Source organism: Pseudomonas sp. AC242, from assembly GCF_979258655.1.
Genome location: NZ_OZ409873.1, coordinates 2,058,075 through 2,082,519 on the forward strand (window position 1 = coordinate 2,058,075; position 24,445 = coordinate 2,082,519).

Below are 24,445 nucleotides of genomic sequence, written 5' to 3' on the forward strand. Positions count from 1 at the left end.
GTTGAACATTCCTTTACCAAGGCAGGTCGATGACTTCCAAACGCACCTCCAAAGCGCCCACCGGCATGGTCCGGGTGCGCGGCGCCCGTGAACACAACCTGAAAAACATCGACGTCGACATCCCCCGCGATGCACTGGTGGTGTTTACCGGGGTGTCCGGTTCGGGCAAGTCGTCGTTGGCGTTCTCGACTTTGTATGCCGAAGCCCAGCGCCGTTACTTCGAATCGGTGGCGCCGTACGCGCGACGGCTGATCGATCAGGTTGGCGTACCGGATGTCGACTCGATTGAAGGCCTGCCGCCGGCCGTGGCCCTGCAACAGCAACGCGGCACACCGAGCACGCGCTCGTCGGTGGGCAGCGTGACCACGTTGTCGAGCCTGATCCGCATGCTCTATTCGCGCGCCGGCAGTTATCCGCCGGGGCAGCCGATGTTGTACGCCGAGGATTTTTCGCCGAACACCCCGCAAGGCGCCTGCCCGCAGTGCCATGGCCTCGGCCGCGTCTATGAAGTCACTGAGGCGCTGATGGTGCCCGATCCGAACCTGACCATCCGCCAGCGCGCGGTGGCGTCCTGGCCGCTGGCGTGGCAGGGGCAGAATCTGCGCGACATCCTCGTGACCATGGGCATCGACGTCGACATCCCGTGGAAGAAGCTGCCGAAAAAACAGCGCGACTGGATTCTCTTCACCGAAGAAACCCCGACCGTGCCGGTGTACGCCGGGCTGACCCCGGAAGAAACCCGGGTCGCCCTCAAACGCAAGATGGAGCCGAGTTATCAAGGCACCTTCACCGGCGCCCGACGCTATATCCTGCACACGTTTACCCATTCGCAAAGTGCGCTGATGAAAAAGCGTGTTTCACAGTTCATGCTCGGCAGCCCTTGTCCGTTATGCGACGGCAAACGCCTGAAACGTGAAGCGTTGTCGGTGACGTTTGCCGGGTACGACATTGGCGAATTGTCGCAGATGCCGTTATTGCAAGTGGCCGAGGTATTACGGCCGGTGGCGGCGGCCAGTTATCTGGAACATGCCGAAGAAACCGGCGAGACCTTGAGTCACGCGCAAACCCGCGAGGCCCGTCAGCAACGCGTGGCCCATGGCGCCAGCGGGCACGGCAGCGCGCCCGATGTGCGCCACACGCCAAATCTGTCGCTGGAGAAACGTCTGGCGGCGCAGCGTATTGCCGAGGATCTGCTGGAGCGCGTCAGCACGCTGACCGATCTGGGCCTCGGTTATCTGGCGCTGGAGCGCAGTACGCCAACGCTGTCGTCGGGTGAGTTGCAGCGCTTGCGCCTGGCGACACAATTGGGCTCGCAGTTGTTTGGTGTGATTTATGTGCTCGACGAACCTTCCGCCGGTTTGCATCCAGCCGATGGCGAAGCGTTGTTCGAAGCCTTGCAGCGCTTGAAGGCGGACGGCAACACGCTGTTTGTGGTCGAGCATGACCTGGAAACCATGCGCCGCGCCGACTGGCTGATCGATGTCGGCCCGGCAGCGGGCGAGCAGGGTGGGCAGGTGCTGTACAGCGGCCCGCCCGCCGGTCTGGCCGAGATCGAGCAATCGCAGACTCGTGCTTATCTGTTTGCCGAATCGCAACGTCAGACAAGAACGGCACGTAAACCGACGGCGTGGCTGAAACTTGAGGGCATCACCCGCAATAATCTGAACAACCTCAGTGCCGAATTTCCCTTGGGCTGCTTTACCTCGGTGACGGGCGTCTCCGGCTCCGGCAAGTCGAGCCTGGTCAGTCAGGCCTTGCTGGAACTGGTCGGCGCGCAGTTGGGGCGGCCGACGGTGGACAGCGAGCCGGAAGAACTCAGCCTCGAAGACGACGCCCCGCAGGTCAGCAGCGGTCAGGTCACGTCCGGGCTGGAGTCGATCAAGCGACTGGTGCAGGTCGACCAGAAACCCATCGGCCGTACGCCACGTTCCAATCTGGCGACTTACACCGGGTTGTTCGACAACGTACGCAAGCTCTACGCCGCGACCGACGCTGCACGGGCGGCGGGTTATGACGCCGGGCAGTTTTCCTTCAACGTCGCCAAGGGTCGTTGCGCCACGTGCGAAGGCGAAGGCTTTGTCAGTGTCGAGTTGTTGTTCATGCCCAGCGTTTATGCGCCGTGCCCAACCTGCCATGGCGCGCGGTACAACCCGCAGACCCTGGCGATTCTCTGGGAGGGTTTGAGCATCGCCCAGGTGCTGCAATTGACCGTCGAGGAAGCGGTGTCAGTGTTTTCCGAGCAAGCGGGGATTCGTCGTTCACTGGAAGTGCTGCGCGATATTGGCCTGGGTTATCTGCGCCTCGGGCAACCGGCCACGGAGCTGTCTGGCGGTGAAGCGCAGCGGATCAAACTGGCTACCGAGTTGCAGCGTAATCAGCGCGGCGCGACCTTGTATGTGCTGGATGAACCGACCACCGGGTTGCATCCGCGCGATGTCGATCGGCTGCTGGAGCAACTGGATACGCTGGTGACGGCGGGGCACACGGTGATCGTGGTCGAGCACGAAATGCGCGTGGTGGCGCAGAGTGACTGGGTGATCGACATCGGGCCGGGGGCGGGGGATCAGGGCGGCAGGATTGTCGTGGCGGGCACGCCGCAGAAGGTTGCGGCGAGCAAGAAGAGCCGGACGGCGCCGTTTCTGGCTCGGGCCCTGAATTAATAGATGCGGTGCTGCCACTGGCCTCATCGCTGGCAAGCCAGCTCCCACAGTTTTTTGCGGTGAATTCGAAGTATGGGTCCACCACAAGACCCCTGTAGGAGTGAGCCTGCTCGCGATGGCGTCAGGTCAGCCACAGATGAATTGGCTGACCTGACGCCATCGCGAGCAGGCTCACTCCTACAGTGGATCTGTGTTCGACATCAGTTCCTGTGGGTGCTGCAGTCAGGCACCATCAAGGGTGCGGCGGACCTTGTCGAGCAGTTCACTGATCTGAAACGGCTTGACCAGCATGTCCATGCCACTGCCCAGAAACACCTGACGATTGATCGCTGTCTCCGCATACCCGGTCATGAACAGAATCGGCAATCCCTCACGCCAACCGCGCGCAACATCCGCTAATTCACGACCGCTCATGCGCGGCAGGCCGACGTCGGTCAATAACAGGTTGATCGACGGATCATTCTGCAACCGCTCCAGCGCCGTTTCGATATCCGCCGCCTGGGTGCAGCGATAACCGGCGTCCTCCAGCACTTCAGTGACAAACATGCGCACCGACGGCATATCCTCGACAATCAGCACATGCTCACCGCTGCCTTGCGGATCGACCACGGGAGCAGGGATATCGGCCCCCGTCGGGTCGGTGCTGGCCGGCAACATGATCGTCACTTCGGTGCCGCGCCGCGCGACGCTGCGGATGTGCGCATCGCCGCCCGACTGACGGGCAAAACCATAGATCGTCGACAACCCCAGCCCCGTACCCTGGCCCAACGGTTTGGTGGTGAAAAACGGATCGAAGACCTTGTCGATGACATTGTGCTCGATGCCCGTACCGTCATCACGCACCGACAGCGCCACGTAAGCGCCATCGGCCAGATTCGGATCGCCGTGGGAGTACGCGGCGTAAGTATTGACCCAGATATTGCCGCCCACCGGCAGGGCATCCCGGGCGTTGATCACCAGATTCAACACCGCGCTTTCAAGCTGCACCGGGTCAACCAGCGCGATGGCCGGTTTGCTGGTCAGCTCTAGCTTGAGGGTGATCCGCTCACCGATGGTGCGCATCAGCAATTCTTCCAGCGAACGGACTTGCTCGTTGATGTCCACCGGCCGTGTATCCAGCGGCTGCTGACGGGCGAAGGCCAGCAGACGATGGGTGAGCGACGCAGCACTCATCGCCGAATTCAGCGCCGCTTCACTATAAAACTGCACTTTGTCCAGACGTTGATCGGCAACACGTTTCTGGATCAGCTCGAGGCTGGTGATGATCCCGGTCAGCAGGTTGTTGAAGTCGTGGGCGATACCGCCGGTGAGTTTGCCCAGTGCGTCCATTTTCTGCACTTGCAGCAACTGCGCCTCGGCACGCACGCGCTCGGCGACTTCCTTGGCCAGTTGCGTGGTGGTGTCGTCCAGGCGCGCCAGATGCGAGCGCTCGCGATGGCGGTGTTCGGTAACGTCCTCAACGAAGACCAGGCTCAGTTCGGGCGTGCGGTACGGCGAAATCTGCCACTCGGTCTCGCGGATCTCGCCCTGCACACGCATGTTCAGCGTGCCTTTCCAGCGCTCGCCATCGACCAGACGCAGGCGCAGCTCATTGAGGATGGCGCTCTGATCTTCGGCGAAGCATTCACGCAGGGCCTGCGGATCCCGATTGTCGAGAATCAGTTGTGTGAAGGCATGGTTGCATTCGTGCACCTTGAGGCTGGCATCGAGCACCGCGATCGGTGCGGAGACGTTGACGAAAATCTCGCGAAACCGCGCTTCACTTTCGCGCAGGGCATTTTCCGTGTCGCGTACTCGCAGCAACGTGCGCAGGGTGGCCAGCAGCACATCCGGGTCAACCGGGTGAATCAGGTAGGCATCGGCACCGGCGTCGAGGCCGGTGATGATGTCGCCGGTCTGGATCGACGCAGCTGACACATGAATAACGGGTAGCAGCGCCGTGCGGGTATCTGCGCGCAGTTTGCGCACGATGTCGAAGCCGCTCATGTCCGGCAGATTGACGTCGAGAATCAACGCGTCGAGTGCTTCGCTGTCGATCAGCGCCAGCCCCTCGCCGCCGGTGCCGGCCTCCAGCACCTCGTAGCCGTGGCGCTCCAGGCGCCGGCGCAGGGCGTAGCGGGTGGCGACGTTGTCGTCGACGATCAACAGGCGGATGTCACGTTTCATCGACGTTCTCCAGAGCGATCGCCAGTGGAATGATCACGAAGAAGGTCGAGCCGACCCCCGGCGTGCTTTCCAGCCCGACTTCACCGCCGAGCAGGGCGGCGAAGCGTTTACACAGCGACAGGCCCAGCCCGGTGCCGCGCAGACGTTTCTGCAGCGGCGAGTCGACCTGGGAAAAGTCCTCGAACAATGCGCCATGCAGCTCGGCAGCGATACCGATTCCGGTGTCGCTGACCGCAAATCGCACCTTGTCCGCCCCTTCGAGACGCGCGGAAACCCGCACTTCGCCACGGGTGGTGAACTTCAGCGAGTTGGAAATGAAGTTGCGCAGGATCTGTGCGAGCTTCTTGTCGTCGGTATACAGGCGCGGCAAACCGACTGGTTCTTCGAAGATCAAATCGACCGCAGTAGCATCGACAATCGGCCGGAACATCCCGCGCAGGGCGGAGAACAGGTCGAACATGTCGAACCACGCCGGGGAAATGCTGATGCGTCCGGCCTCGATCTTTGCCAGATCGAGCAGGTCATCGACCATGTCGCTGAGTTCGCGCGCAGCCGTGCTGACGAACGCTACCTGCTTGTGTTGCTCGGGACTGAGCGGGCCGTCGAGTTCGTCGGCGAGCAGGCTGTTGATGCTCAGGATCGAACCCAGTGGCGTGCGGAACTCATGGCTCATGTACGACAGGAAACGGCTTTTCAAGTCCGAGGCCTGGCGCAATTCCTCAGCCTGTATGTCGAGTTCGGCGTACAGGGCCAGCACACCCTGATTGGTTTCATCGAGTTCTTCGCGCAGCGCCGCGGTTTCGCTCTGCAACTGCGCAATCAGCGCAGCCTGCTCGGCACTGCTCAGAATCGGCGACTCAGCCATGGGCGGCCTCCAGGGCAACGACCAGTACCGTTACATCGTCGCGCCCGCGACAGAAATCGCGGTGCAGGACGGCGGCTATCACGGCGGGATGGCGGTGCACCAGACCGGGGTAGTCTTGAAGATTCCAACGGGACTGCAAGCCGTCGCTGTACATGATCAATAGATGTCCGTTCACGTGAGCATAGTCAAAGGGCCGGGCTTTCCGGTATTGCACGCCGACAATGCCCGGGTGCGAAGCGAGGCCGCGGGACTTGTCGGCGTTGATCAGGCTGGCGCCGATGTTGCCGACGCCGGCGAAGGTCAGGCTGTCGCGCCGTGCATCGAATTGGGCAAACGCGACAGCGCCGCCGCGAGTACCGATCATGTCGCGGTGCATGTCTTCCATCAGCATCACTGGCTCGGCGAAAGGCATCAGAGCGAAGGTTTGCGCTCCGGCCCGCCCGGCGCGTTCGGCGTCTTCACCGTGACCGAGGCCGTCGATGATCAGCGCGCTGACGCTGCCGTTGTCATACGCCAGGTGCCAGACATCGCCGCAGGCGGGATCGTTGTGCAGCGAGTGCTGGCTGACTCCAAAATGCATGTCCGGTTCGCGATCCGAGCGAGGATAAAACCGGGCCAGTAACACCGCGCCACGGGCATCCGCGTACACATCAAACACTTCAGCCTGGCGTGATATCGAGCCGAGGCCAATGCCTTGGGTGCCTCCGGTGGAGAAGCCGTCGGGCATACAGGCCTGCAAATCAAACCCCTGAGCACGGTCGATAGCGAGCAACTCAATGCCGAAACCATCAATGCGCGGCAGCACCCGCAGGTGCATCTCACCGTGGTTGGCGTGCTTGAGCACGTTACTCGCCAGCTCCGTCGCCACCAATGCCACACGCCCGGCATCGCGCTCGTCGAAGCCATGCTGTTCGGCCAGTTGTTGCGCCGTACGCCGTGCGTAGCCGATCTGGCTGCTGTCCTCGATCAGTAAAACCTGGGTCATCGACCCGCTGATATTCATGTCCATCGGGTAATCGTTATTCGTGTGCCCTTGCCGGGCTCTGTTTCCAGTTCGAACTCTTCAACCAGGCGTTTCGCCCCGGTCAGACCCAGGCCCATGCCGCTGCCGGAGGTCCAGCCGTCGGTCATCGCCAGTTTGATGTCGGCAATGCCCGGGCCTTCGTCGCGGAAGGTCAGGCGCAGACCGACCTTGTGATCTTCATCGAGGATCTGCCAGTCCATGTCGCCGCCGCCACCGTAAACCATGGTGTTACGCGCCAGTTCGCTGACCGCCGTGACCATTTTCGTCAGGTCGATCAGGCGCATCCCGCATTCGGTGGCCAGTTTGCGTGCGGTCTGGCGCGCGAGCACGACATCCTGCTCGATGTGGATGGGTTGAGTACCGCTGCTGCGTACGGTCATTGCCGATCTACTCGTTCCTGCAGCAGCTTCATTCCGCGCTCGACGTTCAATGCCGTGCTGACACCGGGCAGGGTCAGGCCGAGTTCGACCAGGGTGATCGCCACGGCCGGCTGCATGCCGACCAGCATGGTTTCGGCGTCCATGATTTTCGACAGGCCGGAGATCGTGCTGATCATCCGGCCAATGAACGAGTCGACCATGTCCAGCGCCGAGATGTCGATCAACACCCCGCGCGCCGAGGTCTTGCTGATGCGCTCGGACAAGTCGTCCTGCAAGGTGAGGGCGAGCTGGTCATGCATGTCGACCTGAATGGTCACCAGCAGGAACTTGCCCATCTGGAGAATCGGGATACGTTCCATGTTTATACCGTCTTGACGAGGCTGACACCCAGACGGGTCAGGGCCAGTTTCAACGCGTCGGCCAGATTGGCCTTGGTCACCACGCCTTGCAGGTCGAGACCGAGGTGGACGATGGTTTGCGCAATTTGCGGACGCACACCACTGATAATGCAGTCGGCGCCCATCAGGCGGATTGCGGTCACGGTTTTCAGCAGGTGTTGCGCGACCAGGGTGTCGACGGTCGGCACGCCGGTGATGTCGATGATGGCGATTTCCGAACCGGTGTCGACGATGCGTTGCAGCAGCGACTCCATCACCACTTGCGTGCGCTGCGAATCGAGGGTGCCGATCATCGGCAGCGCCAGCACGCCGTCCCACAGCTTGACCACCGGGGTCGACAGCTCCAGCAGTTCTTCCTGCTGACGCTTGATCACCGCCTCGCGGGATTTCTGGAAGGTGCGGATGGTGTGCATGCCGAACGCGTCGAGCAGTTCCGAGACTTCCCAGAGCTGTTCGGCGAGCAGCGCAGGCTGGTCTTTGTAATGGTTCTGCAGGAGGTTAAACAGCGGGCCTTTGAGGGCGAAGATGAAACTGGCGGTCTGCTGCGAATCCTGGCCGAGCAGTGCGCGGCTGTGGGAGAGCTTTTCGAGAAACTGGCGGGTGGTCTCCCAACCGGGTGCGGCGATGTTGGTGCCGTTGTCGTTCTCGATGCCACTGACCACCAGTTGCAGGAATTCCGTGGTCTGTTGCTGCAGATCGTGCTCTTTCAGGTTACGCGTGGCGCCGCTGGCTTGCAGGCCGTTGATCCATTCGCCCAGCAGTTGTGCTTGTTTGTTTTTCATCGCATCGAGTGTGCTGTTCTGCAGTGCTGCCATGTGCCTGTTGCTCCGTCGCGAATTAGGGGGCGGTCGTGAAAATGATCGCCGCGAAGTGATCGACATTTGCCGTTCGAAATAGTTGTTCGTTCACGCACGTATATTTTTTGATCTGGCGCAAGGAACGTCCCGGTAACTCTAGTCGGCGTGGCCGGGCGCGGCGAAGTTTTGAACGTTGGCGTGGGGCAGGCTTCGAATCTTTGACACCCGGCGGATGTGCGCCGGGGTGTTTGACCAACGAGGTGGCCATGAACGAGCAAACGAAGCAGCAGAGCCAATCTGGCGAACCGATCAATCGCAATGATCCGGCTATCGACCCGCAGGTGCCGGGGCAGCCGGTGCCGACGCAGCAGCAGGGCGATGGCGGGCAGGCGCAGAGTGGCGATCCGGCGGTGGATCAGAAGAACAAGCACACGGACAACGACAATGAGTTCAGCCCGGGCTTCGAGCCAAAACCGGACCGGGCAAAGCCGGGCGAGGAGACCGATGCTGATATTGATACGGATGGCGGTTGATTTCGGCGGATATGACAAGGCCGCATCTATTGAATGCGGCCTTTTTTTTGCTTTGGATTTGTGGCGTTGCGGACATCGACCCCCCTCACCCCAGCCCTCTCCCCCAAGGGGGCGAGGGGGAAGGGAGCCGATCTCGGTGCTTTTCAAAAGCTCAGTTCAGCTCGAGATTTCAGATCGGGGGCTGTTCAGAACCTGCGTTCGACTCAAAACGTTCAGGTCGGCGTAACTCGAGCATCCACCTCGGTCGGCTCCCTCTCCCTCCGGGCGGTCCGACGTTTCGGGAGGGTTGGGGTGAGGGTAAGGCTGTTTACTTGCTCGGATGCTTGGCCTGCAGTTCCTTGGCGGCGGTCAAATGTTTTTCCAGGGCTGGCAGCATTTTCTGCGCAAACGCCTTCAATTCAGGAGCGCCTTTGACCTTGTCATCGGTCACGGTATTGGCTTGTTTCTTGAACAGCTCGATGGTTTCTTCGTGCGCCTTCACCTGATTGTTGGCGTAGGCCGCGTCGAAAGACTCATCACGCACTTCGAGGATTTTTTCCTTGGCCTGTTTGACCAGAGTCGTGGTGTCCGGGACTTCGATGTCGTTAGCCTTGGCAATGGTCGCCAGCTCATCGTTGGCCTTGCCATGGTCGGTGATCATCATATTGGCGAAGGCCTTGATGTCAGCCGATTGGCTTTTTTCCAGCGCCAGTCGACTGGTTTCGATTTCCGCGATGCCACCGGCTGCGGCGTTATCGACAAAGTCATTGTCAGTCGCAGCGAAGGCGCTGCCCATGCCGCTGCTCAAAGCGACAGCCAAAACCAGATGACGCAGGTTGAATCCGTCCATTGGTGTATCTCCACGCAGTTTTTGTTGGTGTTAACCAATGGAGGCAATGTGGCGAACAAAGGTTTGATCGCATTTGCGACAGGGCGACGAACGGACACCGCTGGTCTGACAGGTGGTCGACAGAAGCGCCCAACCGAGGCCATTCTGATAACTGGCCAGCGCAATCGGTCGTGTTGGCCAGCCGATCAACTGACGGAGGTGTTCCATGCCGGTGACCCATGATCTGTTACAGGACTTGAAGCTTACAAAGGAAGAGATCCAGCAAAAACGCACCGCGGATCCACATCTGGATGCACTGATCAACAAGTACTCCCGGGCGGACGCCGAGGTAGTCAAGGCCGAGACTGCCACCTCGGATGCTCCCAGCGACGACACGCTGAAAAAACTCAAAGAAAAGCGCTTGCAGGTCAAAGACAAGATTGTCGAGCAATTGCAGGCGCGAACCTGAGGCCTTGTTGATCCGCCGACCTGCGGTTGCGGATTGACGGGAACGACAGCCCCGACCGGCACCTCGAATGTACAGAGTCTTCTTTTACCGACTCTTTACGAGGTGCCTTATGAACGATCCCAAATTCCCCAGTGAAGAGCAGGGCGCATTCGACCCGGTTCCCACGCATCCCGAACCCAATAGCCCGGCGCATACCACGGCCAATCCTGAAGAACCGGATGAGGATCTTCCCGAAGACGAAGATCCGGACAAGTTCGACAAGTCCAGCAACTGACAGATCGCCATCGCTGGCAAGCCAGCTCCCACAGTGAATGGTGTTGTCCGCAAATGCCGTGGTCAGCAAAGAACCCTGTGGGAGCTGGCTTGCCAGCGATGGCGTCAGTAGGCTCGATACAGATCCAGCAGGTTCACTTCAGCGCCGCATCCAAAGGCATCCGCGCCATATGCGTCGCCTTCAACGAGCCGAAATACAACCACGGCCCATACTCGCGCACCGTGGTAATCGGCGAATAATTGCCACTGCTCGCATCCTGCAGATTGGCGATCACCTTGCCGTCCAGATCCAGCCCCAGAACAAACCCGCGCTTCTCCACCGGTTTCGGTAAAACCTTCAGCGCCCGCACGATCATCTTGCGCACGAATGGATGCCCCGCAGTGCCATCAAGCAGAGCATTGCGCGGCGCATACAACGCCACCCAGAACCGATTGCTGCCATTGAACGCCAGGTTGTCCGGCAGCCCCGGCAGGTTGTCGATGAACAGGTCGTGAGTGCCGGCTTTCGGCCCGGTCAGCCAGTAACGGCTGATGCGGTAAGCGCCGGTTTCATTGACCAGCACATAGGCGTCGTCCGGGCCGAGGGTCACGCCGTTGGCGAACTCCAGCTTGTCCAGCAGCACACTGGTTTTGCCGCTCTGAAAGTCATAGCGCAGCAGACGTCCATCGCCGCCGTGCTCAATGACCGCCTCGCCGTCATGGCCATAACCCCAGCGACTGGAAGCATCGCTGAAATAGGCGTAATGCCCTGACTTGTCGATGGCCACGTCATCAGTAAAACCGAAGGCCAGTCCATTGGCCTCCGTGGTCAAAGGAACCAGCTGACCTTGCGCATCGAGGGACAGCAAGCCCTTGACCCCATCGGCAATGACCAGCAAGCCGTTCGGATGCCGGGCCAATCCCAGCGGTCGGCCACCGGTGTCGGCGAGTACTTTGCGTTGCTGGCCGTCGAGGCTGGTGCGGATCAGTCGGCCGTCGTGCAGCCCGGTGATCAAAAAATCACTCTCCAGCAGCAAGGCTTCCGGTCCCTCGATGTCGCTCGGCCCGACCTGCACTGCGCCTTTGAGTTTCTGATTCTCGGCGTAGAGACCTTCTTTCAGCGAAGGTGCTGGAGGCGGCGTCCAGGCCACGGGTTCGACTTTGGTCGGCATCAATAATAAGAACGCGATGACGATGAGGATCAGCAGCAACAACAGATGCCGTAGCTTCACGCGCTGGCCCTCGTCGATGCCAGGTATTGCGCGGCCATGTCGCGCAGCGCCAGCATCGATGCGGCGGATTCACGCTCGATGCGCCGTTTCAGCAGCAGGTGATTGGCGATGCGCATGCCCAGTCCTTCGAAGCGATAATCCAGCGTGCGCACGAACCGCGTGCCGCTGCTTGCCGCGCTGCATTCATAGGTCAGCTGCAACGATAATCCATGATCGCCTTGCGCCCGCGCGCACCAGCGCCGACCGGGCAAATACTCGGTGACCTCCCAGCTCAAATGGCCTTCACGTCCACCCGCGTGAATGTCCTCTTCGAAGCGCGAGCCGGCATGCAGCGGGCCGTGGGCGCCGTCGATTTTCAGCGAAGAGGGGTGCCACTCCGGCCAGCGACCGACGCTGGCGGCGTAGGCGAGCACGGCAATCGGGTCGCCAGCGATATCGATGGTGTGCTGCATACGGGTCATGGGCATTCTCGAATAGCTCAAAGGGGCGGTTTCCGGCTCCCAGTACAGGGTGCCGAACAGGTAGTCCATCAGCGGCAGAACGATGTTGAAGTTGCGCTCCTGCATGCGCTCGCGGCGGTGATGCAATTCGTGCAGACGGCGCATCTGGCGGATCCACGGCAGGCGGGTCAGCGGGTTGTGCGGCGGCAGGTGTTCGCAGGCGTGGAATATTTCGTAAGTCAGATAACCCAGCACCATGCAGCCGCCGAACAGTCCGGCGACGTTGGCGTTGGCTTGTGCGATCAGCCACCACAGCGGCAGGGTGATCACCAGCGTGTGCAGTACGATCAGCCAGGCGGGAAACAGAATCACCCGCCAGTCACGGGCACTGTCGTAGGTCATGTGGCCGGGGGTGAAGAAGCTGTGATGATCGCCGGCATGCCGGGCGTAGAACATTTTTGCGAAGGCTTTTTTGTGGTGGCCGAGATGGCGATGGACCATGTACACGCCGAAATTGAACAACAGCAGGGTCAGCGGCACTGTCAGCCATTCCAGCAGGCTGACCTGCTGCACGCTGCTCCAGAACCCACCGATGGCCAGCACCCCGAACAACAGCACGAAGGCGCCGTGCAGCCAAGGGCTGTACAGCGGATGAATGGCCGCACGGTAACGGCTGCGGAATATCTCGGTGGTCTGCCTCACTGCTTCACCTGCGGGTATTGTTGTTATACCCGGCAGATTAGCCGATCCGGCCGTTTGTGCAGGCCGGACCTCGATGGCACATGCGCCATGCTCCGGTGTAATGCTGCCGCTTCAGCTCAAAGGGTTCCAGCGTTGCGACCAGTCGTCATCGGTGCGGATCACTTCGCGCAGCAGGTGGAAGGCTTGCTGCAGCGTCGTCGAATCGCGATCGCGTGAGTAGACAAGGTAAGTCGGGTAGCCAAATTCCGGAGCTTTGGTCACCGCTTCGAGGGCGCCGCTTTCCAGGTAGGTGCGCACCACACGAGTGCGGAAGTAGCCGCTGCCGCCGTGTTCGAGGATGTATTGCAGGGCCAGCGGGCCGAGGTTGAAACTCAGCGCCGCTTTGGCTTTTTCCGGCAGGGCGGCGTCGTGCTGGCGGCGGAAGTCCGGGCCCCAGTCGATGTAGACGTAGGGATCGGGGCGATCGGGGGCGCGCACCAGAATCAGTTTTTCTTCCAGCACTTGCTCGACCTGCAAGCCCGGCCAGTATTCCGGCTGATAGACCAGCGCCGCGTCGAGCACGCCGAGTTCGAGCTGGCGCAGCAGATTTTCGCCGTCGCGGATTTCCATGCGCAGGGCATGCCCGGGAATTTTCTCACGCAGCTCCGCCGCCCAACTGAGCATCAACGGGTTGCACAGGCTGACTTCGCCGCCGATGTGCAGCACGTTGTGATAACCCTCGGGCAGTGGCAGGTCGCGGCGCGCCGCTTCCCAGGTCTGCACCAGCTGATTGGCGTAGACCACAAAGGCCTCGCCATTGGGCGTCAGTTTCGCCCCGGCGCGGTTGCGCACGAACAGCGTACTGCCTAGCTGGCTTTCGAGTTTCTGCACCCGGGCGGTGATTGCCGTTTGCGTGACGAACAGCTTCTGTGCGGCGGCGGCGAGGCTGCCGTGACGGACGATTTCCAGAAAGGTGCGAGCGAGATCGATGTCCATGGGCGGGCCGGTGTTTGAGGTGCGGCATTGTAACGGCAAAAGCCCCTCATCGGATCGCCGCCCGCCTAACCCTCTCCCGGAGGGAGAGGGGACCGATTGGGGGATATTGAAGCAATGCACTGACTTGAACGATCAGCGTTGAATCCATAATCGACTCGATTTTTCAGGTCGATGCAGGGCGCCAGACACCTCGGTCGGTCCCCCTCTCCCTCTGGGAGAGGGCTAGGGTGAGGGAAAATGCAGTCACCGCCAAAATCAACTGGCCAACTCGGTCAAACGCACCCGCGCCCACTCCTCAATCAACCGCGCCGGCGTGCCACACACCTTACGCTTGAAGACAAAATTTCGGCACTTCTCGGCAAACTGATGGCGATTGTAGAGCATGTCTTCCTGCATCTCCTGCAACTCGGTTTCGCGGCACTGCTGGATCAACGCCTGATCAACCCGCGCCTTGCGCTCGCGCACCGCGGCATAGGTCGGATCGCTCAGCACAGCATTGGCCCGCTGCAGCAACCACAACGAAAACTCGTCCGGGCAACGCGGGCCGATTTCCTGAACCATGCCCAGTTGCCACGCCTGCACCGCGCTTACCGGCAGGCAAGCCTGGGTCAATTGCTCGGCCATCGCCGGGCCGACGGCGCGGGGCAGGCTGTAGGTCCAGTATTCGGAGCCGTACAAACCCATGCTCTTGTAATGCGGATTGAGCACCACATCGGCGCGGGCAAACACGATGTCGGCCGCCAGTGCGAGCATCACGCCACCGGCGCCCGCGTTGCCGGTGACGCCGCTGACCACCAGTTGCCGGGCCGTCAGCAGTTCTGCGCAGACGTCGTCGATTGCCTGAATATTGGCCCAGGCTTCGGCGCCAGGATCCTGCGCAGCCTGAATCACATTCAAATGCACGCCGTTGGAAAAACTGCCGCGCCCACCCTTGATCAGCAACACTTGGGTATCACGGGACTTGGCCCAGCGCAGCGCGGCGACCATGCGCTGGCATTGCTCGGTGCTCATGGCGCCGTTGTAGAACTCGAAGGTCAATTCGCCGACGTTGCCGGATTCGCGATAACGAAGCGGTTGATAGGCTTCGTCACTGAACGGCTGTGTAGCGATCGACCAGTCCAGCACCGGCACGTCGGTCAGTTGCCCGGCCAACAGGTGCCGCGCCGGTTGCTTGAAGGTTTCTTCGCCAGGTTGCGGTTTACGCCGCAGTGCGCCAATCCACAAACTTTGATCACCCGCTGCAACCAGCACCGCATCGTCATGCACCGCGAGAATCTCGCCGGGCATGCCGCTGCGCGAATCGAGGTGTGCGTCGTATACGTAATACTGACCGCCAGCGAGGCTCGCCAACACGCCGGGCTGGCCGTCGGCGGCATCGATGCAACGTTTGATGAAGCGCGCGCAATCGTGCCAGCTGAAACTGCGGTCGACCTGTTTCATGTTCGGTTGCAAGCGCCCGCGCACCTTCGTATCGGCGTAATCCAGCGCCACCGGCTCAAAGCCTTCGACGAATTTCTCCACCACTTCGCGTATGCAGCGAATCGCCGCGTCACTGACCCGACCGTTGTACAGCTCGGATTTGCGTAGGCCCGCTGGCAGATTGAATTCGCAGGTAGCCCACACCGGGCCGGCGTCCATTTCCTCGACGGCCTGCAGTGCGGTGACGCCCCAGCTCGGCAGCTCGTTGGTAATCGCCCAGTCGAGGGCACTGGCGCCGCGATCGCCGACGATGCCGGGATGGATGATCACCACCGGACGCTCGGTGTTGCTCCACAGTGCCTGCGGAACGCGGTCCTTGAGGAACGGGCAGATCACCAGATCCGCGCCACTGTTCTCGATCTGTTCGCACACAGCCTGTTCATTGGTAAACAGCACGACGCTGGGTGAGTGCCCGGCCTCGCGCAGTTCCAGCCAGGCGCGTTGGGTCAGGCCATTGAATGCTGACGACAGCAGAATGATGTTGAGTGGTCGCATGCTTGCTCTTCCTTGAGTGGATTCAGCCACGGGCTCTCGCTGAGCCGTCCTTGGCTTTCGATGGAGCCGCGAGATTAATCAGTGGCCGGCCACGCGCCAGTGACCGAGGTCAACGTTGTGTCAGCCAATGTTTCTGCGGCGACCAAACTCCTTATGCTCAATGGTTTGCTTGTGCTGATTTTTTATTACTTCAAATGTCTTCGAGGCTATTGCACAGTCGCGCCTGATCAGAGCCGGACGATCCCGGCAGAACGATGGTTTTTCGCAGCGGGTGGGACCCGTTTCAGGGAGCAAGGCATGGGTGGGTACAACCCGCATTACCAGATCATCGGGCAGATGTTCCAAAAGGACTATCGCTGGCTGTGCGCTGCCGTTGGCCGCACGCTGGGTTGCCCGCACAGTGCGCAAGACATTGCCTCGGAAACCTTTTTGCGGGTATTGGCACTGCCGGACCCCACGGCCATTCGTGAGCCACGCGCGCTGCTGACCACCATCGCCCGGCGGCTGGTGTACGAAGGTTGGCGCCGTCAGGACCTTGAACGCGCTTATCTGGACAGTCTGGCGCTGGCGCCCGAGCCGGTGCATCCGTCCCCGGAAGAACGCGCGCTGGTGATCGAAGCACTGCTGGCGGTCGATCGCCTGCTCAATGGGCTGTCGGCCAAGGCAAAAGCGGCGTTTCTCTACCATCAACTCGACGGTTTGACTTACAGCGAGATCGGCGAGCGCCTCGGCGTGTCCACCAGCCGCGTGCAGCAATACATGGTCGAGGCGTTCAAGCGCTGCTATCAGGCGATGCAGGCATGAGGCCGGATGAAGCGGTGATCGACGAGGCGGCGCAATGGTTGGCGTTGCTGCAATCGGGCGAGGCGGGCATGGCCGAGCGGGCCGCATTCGAGGCTTGGCGTGTTGCTGATCCTCGGCATCAGCAGGTCATCGAGCAAATGGGCGGCGGCCTCAATCTGCTGCGTAACCCGAGCCTGCGCAACGTGCCGCGCAACAGCCTGCTGCACAGTCTCAATGCGCCGTCGAGTCGGCGACGCTTTATCAGCGGCAGTTTGAGTGTGCTCGGCATTGCGCTGTTGGCCGGGTTGCTCGGACGGCGCTACGGCTGGCTGCCGGAGGCGGGGGAGCTGTCGACCGGAACCGGCGAGCGACGTGACTTCACCTTGGCCGACGGCAGTGCGTTGACGCTCAATGCGCGCAGTCGTGTGGTGCCTTTGTTTGACGGCCAGCAACGACTGCTCGCGTTGCGCAGTGGTGAATTGTTGGTCGACGTGGCCAAAGAACCGGCGCGGCCCTTTGTGGTCGAGACCGGGCACGGTCGCATGCGTGCACTGGGGACGAAGTTTCTCGTGCAGTACAGCGAGGACTCGACGCGTTTGGTGATGCTTCATTCGCAAGTTGAAGTAGTCACCGCAGGTGGCGCGCGGCAAGTGGTGGCGGCCGGCGAAAGTCTGCTGTTCAACGGTGTCGGACTGCTGGCGCTGGAGCGCAGCAACGGCCAGGAAAGTGCCTGGGTGCAGGGGCGCCTGGAAGTCCGCGACCGGCCTCTGCGCGAGGTCATCGACAGCCTGCGCCGTTACCGTCGCGGCATTTTGCATCTGAGTCCGGAAGTCGCCGATCTGCGCCTCAGCGGGCTGTATCCGCTCGACGACAGTGATCGCACCCTGCAACTGCTGGAGCGCTCGCTACCGATCCGCGTGACTTGGCACAACCCGTACTGGGTCAGCGTCGACGCGCGGTTATAAATCCATAACTTCTTGGCCTAATCGCCGCCCTATAAAAAGCGCCGGCCCGCTGCTCATTCCCTGCAGATGCCTCCAACAGGGAAACCCTTCGATGTTCTCATTCAAACAACAATTACCTCGATTGACCCTCGCCGCTGCCTTGGCGCTGGGCCTCAGTCCACTGGCGGCAGTCGCTCAGGAACCTGCTGCGGCGGTGTTCACCTTCGACATCGCTAGCGGACCGCTCGACGAAGTGCTGCTGGGCATCTCGCGGCAGAGCGGTGTGCCGATTTCCTTCAGTCAGGAGCTGGTGCAGGGCAAACGCAGCGCTGCGGTGCGCGGGGCGTTGGGCGGTCGTCAGGCAGTGGAAAAGGCTTTGCTCGGCAGCGGCCTGCAAGTCGAGCAAAGCGCTCAGGGCCTGACCGTTCGCGCAGCCGATGCGCCGGTGAAAGTCACTGCCGTGGCACCGGTCACCAGCGCCGATTACCGCATGGAAAAAGTCACCGTCACCGGCTCGCGCATTGCCCGCGCGCAAAGCGATGGCGCGACGCCGGTCAACGTCATCACCCACGAAGAAATGGAAGCGCGCGGCTACAAAAACGTCTACGACGCCCTGGCCACACAAACGCAAAACACCGGCATGACCCAAGGCGAAGATTACGGCAATACCTGGCAACCGGCGGCCAGTGCACTCAACCTGCGCGGCCTCGGCCCGAACCATACGCTGGTGTTGATCAATGGCCGTCGCGTGGCCGATTACCCGACGCCATACGACGGCAAGGTCAACTTCACCAACCTGGCGAACATTCCGTCGGCGGTCATCGAACGCATCGAAATCCTCAGCAGCGGCGCCTCGGCGATTTACGGCTCGGACGCGATCGCCGGGGTGGTCAACATCATCCTCAAGGACAAGATCAACGGCGTCGACGTCAATCTCAAGGGCGGCACCAGTGAGCGCGGCGGCGGTGACAACCAGCGTTTGCAGATCAGTGGCGGCGGCAGTTGGGGTGACTTCGACGGTTTGTTTGGTCTGGAGCTGACTAACCGCGATCCAATCTGGGCCGATGACCGTGGCTTTATGCAAAACGGCCCGCTGGCGGACGTCGGTTACCGCCGCGACTTGAGTAACAGTCGCTATCTGGGACCAGGTTGCGGCGCCTATCAGGGCACCTTCGACAACAAACTGGTCAACAGTGGCGGGCGCTGCCGTACCGACCAGATGTACAACGATTACTGGACCGTGCAGACCCAGAAAGAAAACTACGACGGCTACACCCGTGGCACCTGGCATTTCAGTGACAGCGGTCAGGTCTTCGCCGATTTGATGTACGGCCTCGACCACATCCAGAACAACACACGCGGGCCGACCTTCACCTCGCCGGACTTCATCAACCAGAACAGCGGCAATCTGGAACGCTGGTATCGCCGTTTCGGTGAGGAAGAGATCGGCGGACGCACCAGCAATAACAGTAAGTGGCGCGATACCTCGTGGACCGGCACCCTCGGCCTCTCGGACAAGATCGCCGACACCGGCTGGAGTTACGATCTGGCGGCCAATCGCTCGGAGTATCGCAGCGTCAGAACCACTCGCTACACGCCGCTGGCATCGATTCAGGATTTCTACCTCGGCCCGCAGTTGGGTGTGAGCGGCGGTTATCCGGTGTTCGCCCCGGACGCCTCGCGGCTCGACCGGCCACTGACGCCGCAGGAGTGGCAGCAGTTTCGCGGCAACCTGACCCAGAGCAGCAAGTCGGTATCGACCAGCTACAACGCTTCGGTCAACGGTGATCTGTTCGATCTGCCGGCCGGTCCGGTGGGCTTCGCCGGGGTGCTGGAGGCGGGCAAGCAGGAATACCGTGTCGATCCGGATGACGGCCTCAACGACGGCACGTTCTACGGCGTAAGCCCACAGCAAAGCTCCGGGGGCTCGCGCAAGCGTTATGCGGCGGGCGGCGAGTTCAGCATTCCGGTCACCGACACGATTCTGGCGACTGCCGCCGGGCGCTGGGATCAATACAAGTTCAGTGGCCGCACCGAGCAGCAGAAAACCTACAACCTCGGGCTGGAATGGCGCCCGGTGACCAGCCTGTTGCTGCGCGGCAGTTACGGCACCAGTTTCCGTGCGCCGGACCTGAACTACATCTATCAGTCCGACAGCAACGGCTACTACCCGGCGCAAATCGATTACTACGGTTGCAGCCAAGGCGTGGAGGGCGCCTGTGATCGTGGGCGCGTTGACTACACCCAGAGCGGCACGGCGAACCTGGAGTCGGAACGCGGCAAATCCTGGACCTACGGGTTTGTCTGGTCGCCGTCGCGCAATTTCGATTTCTCCACGGATTTCTGGCGCGTGGAGATCGACGATCTGCTGACCACCGTCGATGAAAACCGCTTGCTGCAACAAGAGAACGAGTGCCGCAATGGCACTCAGGACATCAACTCGGCCAATTGCCAATCGACGCTGGCGCGCATCGATCGCAACGCCGGCAATGCGGCGGTCGATCCGAACCAGCTGAATCGCGTGCGGGTCAACGCGATCAACGCCGCGAGCGAGCGGGTCAGTGGTCTGGACTTCAAAAGCAACATCCGCTGGGGCGCCGGGCAGTACGGTGCGTTCAGTTCGGCGCTGGGCTACACCCTGGTGCTGTCGCATTACTACAAGGAATCGGAAGAGGCGCCGACACAAGACTGGCGCACCTCACGCACCAACTACGACTGGCGCAGCAAGGTCAACGCCAGCCTGACCTGGGATTATCAGAAAGCCACGGCGACGCTGATGGGCATTCGTTACGGTTCGGTCACCAACGGTGCGGGGGACGGGCGCCTGTCGCCGTGGACAGTGTTCAACGCCAGTGCGCGTTACAAACTCAATGATCGGGCGAGTGTTGGCCTGACCGTGAACAACGTGCTTGATCAGGTTAAACACGACGACTCGGCGGGGTGGCCGAACTACCCGACTGGCAACTATGACCCGTACGGACGGCAATGGTGGCTCGATGTGAGTTATCACTTCGGCGGCTGATGGCTGGAATTTCGCGTTTACGTCCTACGGAAATTGGCGATTTTTGCGGCAAGCAGGGGATATTTCCGACGACTTTTTCAGGTTGGTCGTCGGAAGCGCGACCTATAGCATCGGACCTGACATTGAAGTCGCTGAGCGGCTTGAACGCTCAGGCTCCCAGATAAAGGATCGATTATGCGTACCCCTCACATCGAGCATGAAACGCCTGCTTATTCTCATCGGTATTTTTGGCGCGATGATCGCGCCAGGTGCCCTATGGAGGATGTCGCGATGCCCACAGTACAAACACCTCGGCTCACGGGGCTGAAAAAGGCCGACGGAAAACCTGTCGAGTTGCTCGTGAACGGCCAGAACATAGACGACGATGCCTTGCTGATCGTCCACCTGACTGACCAGGGCTTTGAATTGAGCGACGTCGTCAACATGCTTTCAACCTCCGAGCTATATCTGCAAGGCGACATGGTCAAGCGTATCACCGGCAAATCTGTCAGAACCGTGCGCCGTCTCCTGAAGGAGGGCAATCCGGTACGGCTTGACCCGCAGCAGAGTGTCGTCGCCTACCAATACGCATTGGTGCTGGAAATGGCCATTCGGGCATTCGGGGGACAGCCACGGGCGGAGGAGTGGATGCAGAAGCCCACCCCTTACCTGAACGGCCACGTGCCGTTGGAGTTGACCCGACACCCACTGGGTTTCCAGAGGGTGGAGCAACATTTGGGTCGGCTCATTTACGGGGTTACTCCATGAATCCCTTGCCCTGGGATGAACGTTGGTATGCGTGGCGACTGGATCCCGAGGTATACCGATGTACGTGGGACAGCGGGATTGGTTCAGAGGTGAACGGAGGCCGGTGGAATGCACCCGGCCGGCGTGTCGTTTACGCCTCAGTCGATCCGTCCTCTGCCATTCTGGAGGTGGCCGCTAATCGCAGTTTTGATGTGCTGGACAAGGAGCCTTATGTACTGACCTGCTTTGAAGTTATCAGCGACGCAAGGGTCAGAATCGTACAGCCGGAAGAGGTGCCGAATCCTTACTGGCTGAGTCCAGCACCGCCTTCACCCAATCAACAGCGGTTTGCCGACGCTTTGCTGGCTGAGCATCCATTTGTACTGATCCCATCAGCGGCAACCCGGCATTCGTGGAATTTGCTGGTGAGTTGCGATCTGGCAGAGGGGCAGTTCAAGATGATCTCTCAGGAGCGTTTCGGGCTGGATACCCGCTTGTTGAAGGAAGTGGCATTGGCTTGATACTGAGGCATGGCATTTTTTGCATAACCTCATCACCCAACGGTCTAAATCGTCCTCTATAAATCCTGATTCGTCATCGCACATCCCTGCATAAACCAAAACGCAGGGATGGCTGTTCATGATTCAGTTTTCACCCGTCAAATCACCTTTGAGCCTGGCCTTGCTGCTGGCAATCAACACGCTGCCGGCCATCGCCGCTGATAGCACGGCAACCGAACCGACCACTCAACTGCAGCGTGTCGAAGTCACGGGGACGGCAATTCGCCGGGTCGATGCAGAAACAGCGGTACCGGTCACCATCCTGCGCGTCGAAGAGCTGCGCGAGCAGGGCGTCACCACCACCGAGGAACTGGTCAGCCGCATTTCCGCCAACCAGTCTTCGGTTGGCTCCGGACGTTCGGTGGGCTCGAGCAGTGGCGGCGCGTCCTATGCAGACTTGCGTGGCATCGGCCCGAACAAGACGCTGGTGCTGCTCAACGGTCGCCGCCTGAGCAACAACGCGACCAACGCGATCAATGGCTCGGGTGTCGACCTCAACACCATTCCGTTTGCCGCCATTGACCGCGTGGAAGTGCTGCGCGATGGTGCCTCGGCGTTGTACGGCACTGATGCGATTGGCGGAGTGATCAACTTCATCACCAAGACCAGCCTCACCGAAGGGCAGATCAGCACTAACTACGACACACCGACGCACTCCGGTGGCGGTGAAAGCCGCAACTTCAGCGGCAGCTGGGGCTTCGGTGATTTGCAGGATGATCGCTTCAACGTGTTCGGCGTGGTCAGCTACGACAAGCAGCAACGTCTGGCTGCTGAGGATCGCGGCTACACCTACAACTATCAGCCGAACCGTGGACTCGACTACACCTCCGGCACCGCATCGCCGGCCAACTGGAGTCAGGGCAGTAACGCCACCAACCCCTTGGCCGGTTCCGGCTGCAACGCACCGGGGTTGCTGGCGCGCAACGGCATCTGCCGGCAGAGCCTGTGGAACTACCTCGATCTGGTGCCGGAAACGGAGAAGACCTCGGCCTTCGCCAAAGCCACCGGCAAGCTGTCCGACGATCACAACGTCAGCCTCGAATACTTCTGGGCGCAAAACGAAAACCGCACGCAAATCGGCCCCGGCACCTTGATGGGTAATCAGGTCAACCCCGGTACGACGTTCTATCCGGGTAACGGCATCACGCCGGGGCCGAACGGCTTTGCCCTCGACCCGACGCAACCGGTCGACGTGAACTGGCGCGAAACCGCCGTCGGCGCGCGCCAGCACGAAGACGACAACACCAGTCAGCGCTTGCTGCTGAGTTTCGACGGCACGCTGGTCGGTTGGGATTACAACCTCGGTGCCTCGTACAACCAGAACAAAGTGGTCAACAGTATTCAGGACGGTTACGTCAACGACCGCGCCGTCAGTGCCGGTATTGCCAACGGTGTGATCAATCCGTTCGGCCCGCAGACGGCTGCCGGCTCGGCGCTGTTGGCGGCCAACGCGGTGGACGGCGATTACGCCACGGCGGTCGGGCGGGTGAAGGCTATCGACGGGCGCATCAGCCGTGAAATCGGCGACTGGTTCGGTGCCGGCCCTTCGGCACTGGCGTTGGGCGGCGAATACCGCAAGGAAGATTTCCATCAGGATTTCGCGCAGTTTGCCGGCGACGTGCAAAGCCTCGGTGTCGATCCCAATGGCAGCGTGGCCGGCGATCGCAGCGTCTCGGCCGAGTACGCCGAGGTCAACGTGCCGGTGCTCGACAGCCTCGAACTGTCCGCCGCCGTGCGTCACGACAAGTACAGCGACTTCGGCAGCACCACCAATCCGAAGTATTCGTTCCGCTTCCAGCCGTTCAAGGAACTGGTGGTGCGCGGTGCCTACAGCGAAGGGTTCCGCGCGCCCTCGTTGTATGAGTTGTACAACCCGACCTTCACCAGTTTTACCAACGCCAACTACAACGATCCGCGCTTGTGCGCTGGCGGCAATCCGAGCAATGGCGGTATCGCCAACCGTGATTGCGCGCAGCAGTTCAATCGAACCAGTGGCGGCAATACCGACCTGAACCCGGAAACCGCGCGCAACGTTACCCTCGGGTTTGTCTATCAACCGTTCGAGCGCCTGAGCGCCGGGCTGGATTTCTGGTGGATCGACATCGCCAACCAGATTGCCGAATTCCCCGAGTCGGCGGTGTTCGACAATCCTGAGCTGTACCCGGATCGCCTGATCCGCAAGCCGGATGGCTCCATTGACCACATCGTTACCGGCCTGGCCAACCTCGGCAAGATCAAGACCAACGGCGTCGACGTCAGCTTCGATTACCGTCTGCCGAGCACCCCGTACGGCAATTTCGGCATCGGCCTGCAAGGCACTTACGTCACTCGCTATGACTATCAGCAACAGCTCAAGGGCGACTACATCGACAAACTGGGCGATTTCCGTGGCGGCGACTTTGCTTCGGCGGGCGCCGTGGCGCGCTGGCGGCACAGCCTGACCGGCAGCTGGAGTTTCGGCCCGTTCGGCGCCGCGCTGACCAACCGCTACACCAGCGGTTACCACGACTCCGATCGCGATACTCACGATTACGTCGGCTCGTACAACGTCTGGGATCTGGCCGGCACCTACACCTGGCGCAAGACCCTGAGCGTGACCCTCGGCGCGAAAAACCTGTTCGACCGCGAGCCACCGTTCAGCAACCAGACGTACACGTTCCAGAGCGGCTACGACCCGAAATACGGCGATCCGTTTGGGCGGACGCTGTACACGCGGGTCAGTTACAAGTTCTGAA

Annotated in this window: 21 protein-coding genes; 10 read left to right on the forward strand and 11 right to left on the reverse strand. The window is 60.9% G+C overall.

All coding sequences use genetic code 11. The features are described from left to right. Nucleotides 1-29 precede the first annotated feature (29 nt). Nucleotides 30-2,660, forward strand: a complete 2,631-nt coding sequence (locus ACZZ0A_RS09445; RefSeq protein WP_414915792.1) for an excinuclease ABC subunit UvrA — start codon at nucleotides 30-32, stop codon at nucleotides 2,658-2,660. Nucleotides 2,661-2,882: 222 nt separating this feature from the next. Here ACZZ0A_RS09445 and ACZZ0A_RS09450 read toward each other — a convergent pair whose 3' ends face one another. Genes ACZZ0A_RS09450 through ACZZ0A_RS09475 form a run of 6 tightly spaced genes read right to left on the reverse strand, consistent with a single transcriptional unit; the run spans nucleotide 2,883 to nucleotide 8,308 of the window. Next, a complete protein-coding gene (locus ACZZ0A_RS09450; RefSeq protein WP_463542937.1) occupies nucleotides 2,883-4,826 on the reverse strand; it encodes a response regulator in 1,944 nt (647 codons plus the stop codon). Next, entirely contained in the window at nucleotides 4,816-5,691 is an 876-nt protein-coding gene (locus ACZZ0A_RS09455; protein ID WP_273914909.1) for a sensor histidine kinase, read from the reverse strand. Before ACZZ0A_RS09455 ends, ACZZ0A_RS09450 begins: the two co-directional genes overlap by 11 nt. Beyond that, on the reverse strand, nucleotides 5,684-6,694 hold the full coding sequence (locus ACZZ0A_RS09460; RefSeq protein ID WP_414915233.1) for an ATP-binding protein: 1,011 nt from the start codon (nucleotides 6,692-6,694) through the stop codon (nucleotides 5,684-5,686). Before ACZZ0A_RS09460 ends, ACZZ0A_RS09455 begins: the two co-directional genes overlap by 8 nt. After that, nucleotides 6,691-7,095, reverse strand: coding sequence for an anti-sigma regulatory factor (locus ACZZ0A_RS09465; RefSeq protein WP_007912537.1), 405 nt, complete (start codon nucleotides 7,093-7,095; stop codon nucleotides 6,691-6,693). The genes ACZZ0A_RS09460 and ACZZ0A_RS09465 overlap by 4 nt, the downstream gene beginning before the upstream one ends. Next, nucleotides 7,092-7,454, reverse strand: a complete 363-nt coding sequence (locus tag ACZZ0A_RS09470) for an STAS domain-containing protein (RefSeq protein ID WP_007912539.1) — start codon at nucleotides 7,452-7,454, stop codon at nucleotides 7,092-7,094. The genes ACZZ0A_RS09465 and ACZZ0A_RS09470 overlap by 4 nt, the downstream gene beginning before the upstream one ends. Before the next feature lie 2 nt (nucleotides 7,455-7,456). Continuing rightward, a complete protein-coding gene (locus ACZZ0A_RS09475) occupies nucleotides 7,457-8,308 on the reverse strand; it encodes an STAS domain-containing protein (protein WP_007912541.1) in 852 nt (283 codons plus the stop codon). Between the two features lie 248 nt (nucleotides 8,309-8,556). Between ACZZ0A_RS09475 and ACZZ0A_RS09480 the strand changes: the two genes are divergently transcribed. Then, a complete protein-coding gene (locus ACZZ0A_RS09480) occupies nucleotides 8,557-8,823 on the forward strand; it encodes a hypothetical protein (protein WP_007912542.1) in 267 nt (88 codons plus the stop codon). A gap of 307 nt (nucleotides 8,824-9,130) precedes the next feature. Here ACZZ0A_RS09480 and ACZZ0A_RS09485 read toward each other — a convergent pair whose 3' ends face one another. Further along, nucleotides 9,131-9,652, reverse strand: a complete 522-nt coding sequence (locus tag ACZZ0A_RS09485) for a DUF4142 domain-containing protein (protein ID WP_463542938.1) — start codon at nucleotides 9,650-9,652, stop codon at nucleotides 9,131-9,133. Nucleotides 9,653-9,857: 205 nt separating this feature from the next. Here ACZZ0A_RS09485 and ACZZ0A_RS09490 point away from each other — a divergent pair, with 205 nt between their 5' ends. Beyond that, the gene (locus tag ACZZ0A_RS09490; RefSeq protein WP_463542939.1) at nucleotides 9,858-10,100 is read left to right on the forward strand and encodes a YdcH family protein; all 243 of its coding nucleotides are present in this window, start codon (nucleotides 9,858-9,860) and stop codon (nucleotides 10,098-10,100) included. A 109-nt stretch (nucleotides 10,101-10,209) separates the two neighbouring features. Next, a complete protein-coding gene (locus tag ACZZ0A_RS09495) occupies nucleotides 10,210-10,374 on the forward strand; it encodes a hypothetical protein (RefSeq protein ID WP_007912545.1) in 165 nt (54 codons plus the stop codon). Nucleotides 10,375-10,507: 133 nt separating this feature from the next. On the opposite strand, the gene ACZZ0A_RS09500 is transcribed toward ACZZ0A_RS09495, so the two are convergent. The 4 genes from ACZZ0A_RS09500 to ACZZ0A_RS09515 form a co-directional block, all read right to left on the reverse strand. Beyond that, on the reverse strand, nucleotides 10,508-11,584 hold the full coding sequence (locus ACZZ0A_RS09500) for an SMP-30/gluconolactonase/LRE family protein (RefSeq protein ID WP_447784854.1): 1,077 nt from the start codon (nucleotides 11,582-11,584) through the stop codon (nucleotides 10,508-10,510). Beyond that, nucleotides 11,581-12,726, reverse strand: a complete 1,146-nt coding sequence (locus ACZZ0A_RS09505; RefSeq protein WP_463542940.1) for a sterol desaturase/SRPBCC family protein — start codon at nucleotides 12,724-12,726, stop codon at nucleotides 11,581-11,583. Before ACZZ0A_RS09505 ends, ACZZ0A_RS09500 begins: the two co-directional genes overlap by 4 nt. Nucleotides 12,727-12,837: 111 nt before the next feature. Next, nucleotides 12,838-13,701, reverse strand: coding sequence for a LysR family transcriptional regulator (locus tag ACZZ0A_RS09510; RefSeq protein WP_175555705.1), 864 nt, complete (start codon nucleotides 13,699-13,701; stop codon nucleotides 12,838-12,840). Between the two features lie 255 nt (nucleotides 13,702-13,956). Next, the gene (locus ACZZ0A_RS09515) at nucleotides 13,957-15,675 is read right to left on the reverse strand and encodes a hydrogenase maturation protein (RefSeq protein WP_463542941.1); all 1,719 of its coding nucleotides are present in this window, start codon (nucleotides 15,673-15,675) and stop codon (nucleotides 13,957-13,959) included. 297 nt (nucleotides 15,676-15,972) lie between these two features. Between ACZZ0A_RS09515 and ACZZ0A_RS09520 the strand changes: the two genes are divergently transcribed. From ACZZ0A_RS09520 to ACZZ0A_RS09545, 6 genes are all read left to right on the forward strand, one after another. After that, a complete protein-coding gene (locus ACZZ0A_RS09520) occupies nucleotides 15,973-16,479 on the forward strand; it encodes a sigma-70 family RNA polymerase sigma factor (protein WP_007912551.1) in 507 nt (168 codons plus the stop codon). Continuing rightward, entirely contained in the window at nucleotides 16,476-17,423 is a 948-nt protein-coding gene (locus tag ACZZ0A_RS09525; protein ID WP_463542942.1) for a FecR domain-containing protein, read from the forward strand. The genes ACZZ0A_RS09520 and ACZZ0A_RS09525 overlap by 4 nt, the downstream gene beginning before the upstream one ends. Nucleotides 17,424-17,514: 91 nt before the next feature. Further along, nucleotides 17,515-20,424, forward strand: a complete 2,910-nt coding sequence (locus ACZZ0A_RS09530) for a TonB-dependent receptor domain-containing protein (protein ID WP_463542943.1) — start codon at nucleotides 17,515-17,517, stop codon at nucleotides 20,422-20,424. Nucleotides 20,425-20,694: 270 nt separating this feature from the next. Continuing rightward, the gene (locus ACZZ0A_RS09535; protein ID WP_007912557.1) at nucleotides 20,695-21,171 is read left to right on the forward strand and encodes an antitoxin Xre/MbcA/ParS toxin-binding domain-containing protein; all 477 of its coding nucleotides are present in this window, start codon (nucleotides 20,695-20,697) and stop codon (nucleotides 21,169-21,171) included. Beyond that, nucleotides 21,168-21,671: an RES family NAD+ phosphorylase gene (locus tag ACZZ0A_RS09540; protein ID WP_095113386.1), complete on the forward strand. Its 504-nt coding sequence runs from the start codon at nucleotides 21,168-21,170 to the stop codon at nucleotides 21,669-21,671. Before ACZZ0A_RS09535 ends, ACZZ0A_RS09540 begins: the two co-directional genes overlap by 4 nt. A 118-nt stretch (nucleotides 21,672-21,789) precedes the next feature. Beyond that, complete coding sequence (locus ACZZ0A_RS09545) at nucleotides 21,790-24,444, forward strand: TonB-dependent receptor (RefSeq protein WP_463542944.1); 2,655 nt, start codon at nucleotides 21,790-21,792, stop codon at nucleotides 24,442-24,444. The last annotated feature ends 1 nt before the right edge of the window (nucleotide 24,445 follow it).

Coding starts and splice junctions, on each gene's coding strand:
- ACZZ0A_RS09535 (WP_007912557.1), top strand. CDS start 20,695: ATGCCCACAGTACAAACACCTCGGCTCACGGGGCTGAAAAAGGCCGAC.
- ACZZ0A_RS09525 (WP_463542942.1), top strand. CDS start 16,476: ATGAGGCCGGATGAAGCGGTGATCGACGAGGCGGCGCAATGGTTGGCG.
- ACZZ0A_RS09455 (WP_273914909.1), bottom strand. CDS start 5,691: ATGGCTGAGTCGCCGATTCTGAGCAGTGCCGAGCAGGCTGCGCTGATT.
- ACZZ0A_RS09495 (WP_007912545.1), top strand. CDS start 10,210: ATGAACGATCCCAAATTCCCCAGTGAAGAGCAGGGCGCATTCGACCCG.
- ACZZ0A_RS09465 (WP_007912537.1), bottom strand. CDS start 7,095: ATGACCGTACGCAGCAGCGGTACTCAACCCATCCACATCGAGCAGGAT.
- ACZZ0A_RS09470 (WP_007912539.1), bottom strand. CDS start 7,454: ATGGAACGTATCCCGATTCTCCAGATGGGCAAGTTCCTGCTGGTGACC.
- ACZZ0A_RS09450 (WP_463542937.1), bottom strand. CDS start 4,826: ATGAAACGTGACATCCGCCTGTTGATCGTCGACGACAACGTCGCCACC.
- ACZZ0A_RS09515 (WP_463542941.1), bottom strand. CDS start 15,675: ATGCGACCACTCAACATCATTCTGCTGTCGTCAGCATTCAATGGCCTG.
- ACZZ0A_RS09485 (WP_463542938.1), bottom strand. CDS start 9,652: ATGGACGGATTCAACCTGCGTCATCTGGTTTTGGCTGTCGCTTTGAGC.
- ACZZ0A_RS09545 (WP_463542944.1), top strand. CDS start 21,790: ATGATTCAGTTTTCACCCGTCAAATCACCTTTGAGCCTGGCCTTGCTG.
- ACZZ0A_RS09475 (WP_007912541.1), bottom strand. CDS start 8,308: ATGGCAGCACTGCAGAACAGCACACTCGATGCGATGAAAAACAAACAA.
- ACZZ0A_RS09530 (WP_463542943.1), top strand. CDS start 17,515: ATGTTCTCATTCAAACAACAATTACCTCGATTGACCCTCGCCGCTGCC.
- ACZZ0A_RS09445 (WP_414915792.1), top strand. CDS start 30: ATGACTTCCAAACGCACCTCCAAAGCGCCCACCGGCATGGTCCGGGTG.
- ACZZ0A_RS09480 (WP_007912542.1), top strand. CDS start 8,557: ATGAACGAGCAAACGAAGCAGCAGAGCCAATCTGGCGAACCGATCAAT.
- ACZZ0A_RS09540 (WP_095113386.1), top strand. CDS start 21,168: ATGAATCCCTTGCCCTGGGATGAACGTTGGTATGCGTGGCGACTGGAT.
- ACZZ0A_RS09510 (WP_175555705.1), bottom strand. CDS start 13,701: ATGGACATCGATCTCGCTCGCACCTTTCTGGAAATCGTCCGTCACGGC.
- ACZZ0A_RS09490 (WP_463542939.1), top strand. CDS start 9,858: ATGCCGGTGACCCATGATCTGTTACAGGACTTGAAGCTTACAAAGGAA.
- ACZZ0A_RS09460 (WP_414915233.1), bottom strand. CDS start 6,694: ATGAATATCAGCGGGTCGATGACCCAGGTTTTACTGATCGAGGACAGC.
- ACZZ0A_RS09520 (WP_007912551.1), top strand. CDS start 15,973: ATGGGTGGGTACAACCCGCATTACCAGATCATCGGGCAGATGTTCCAA.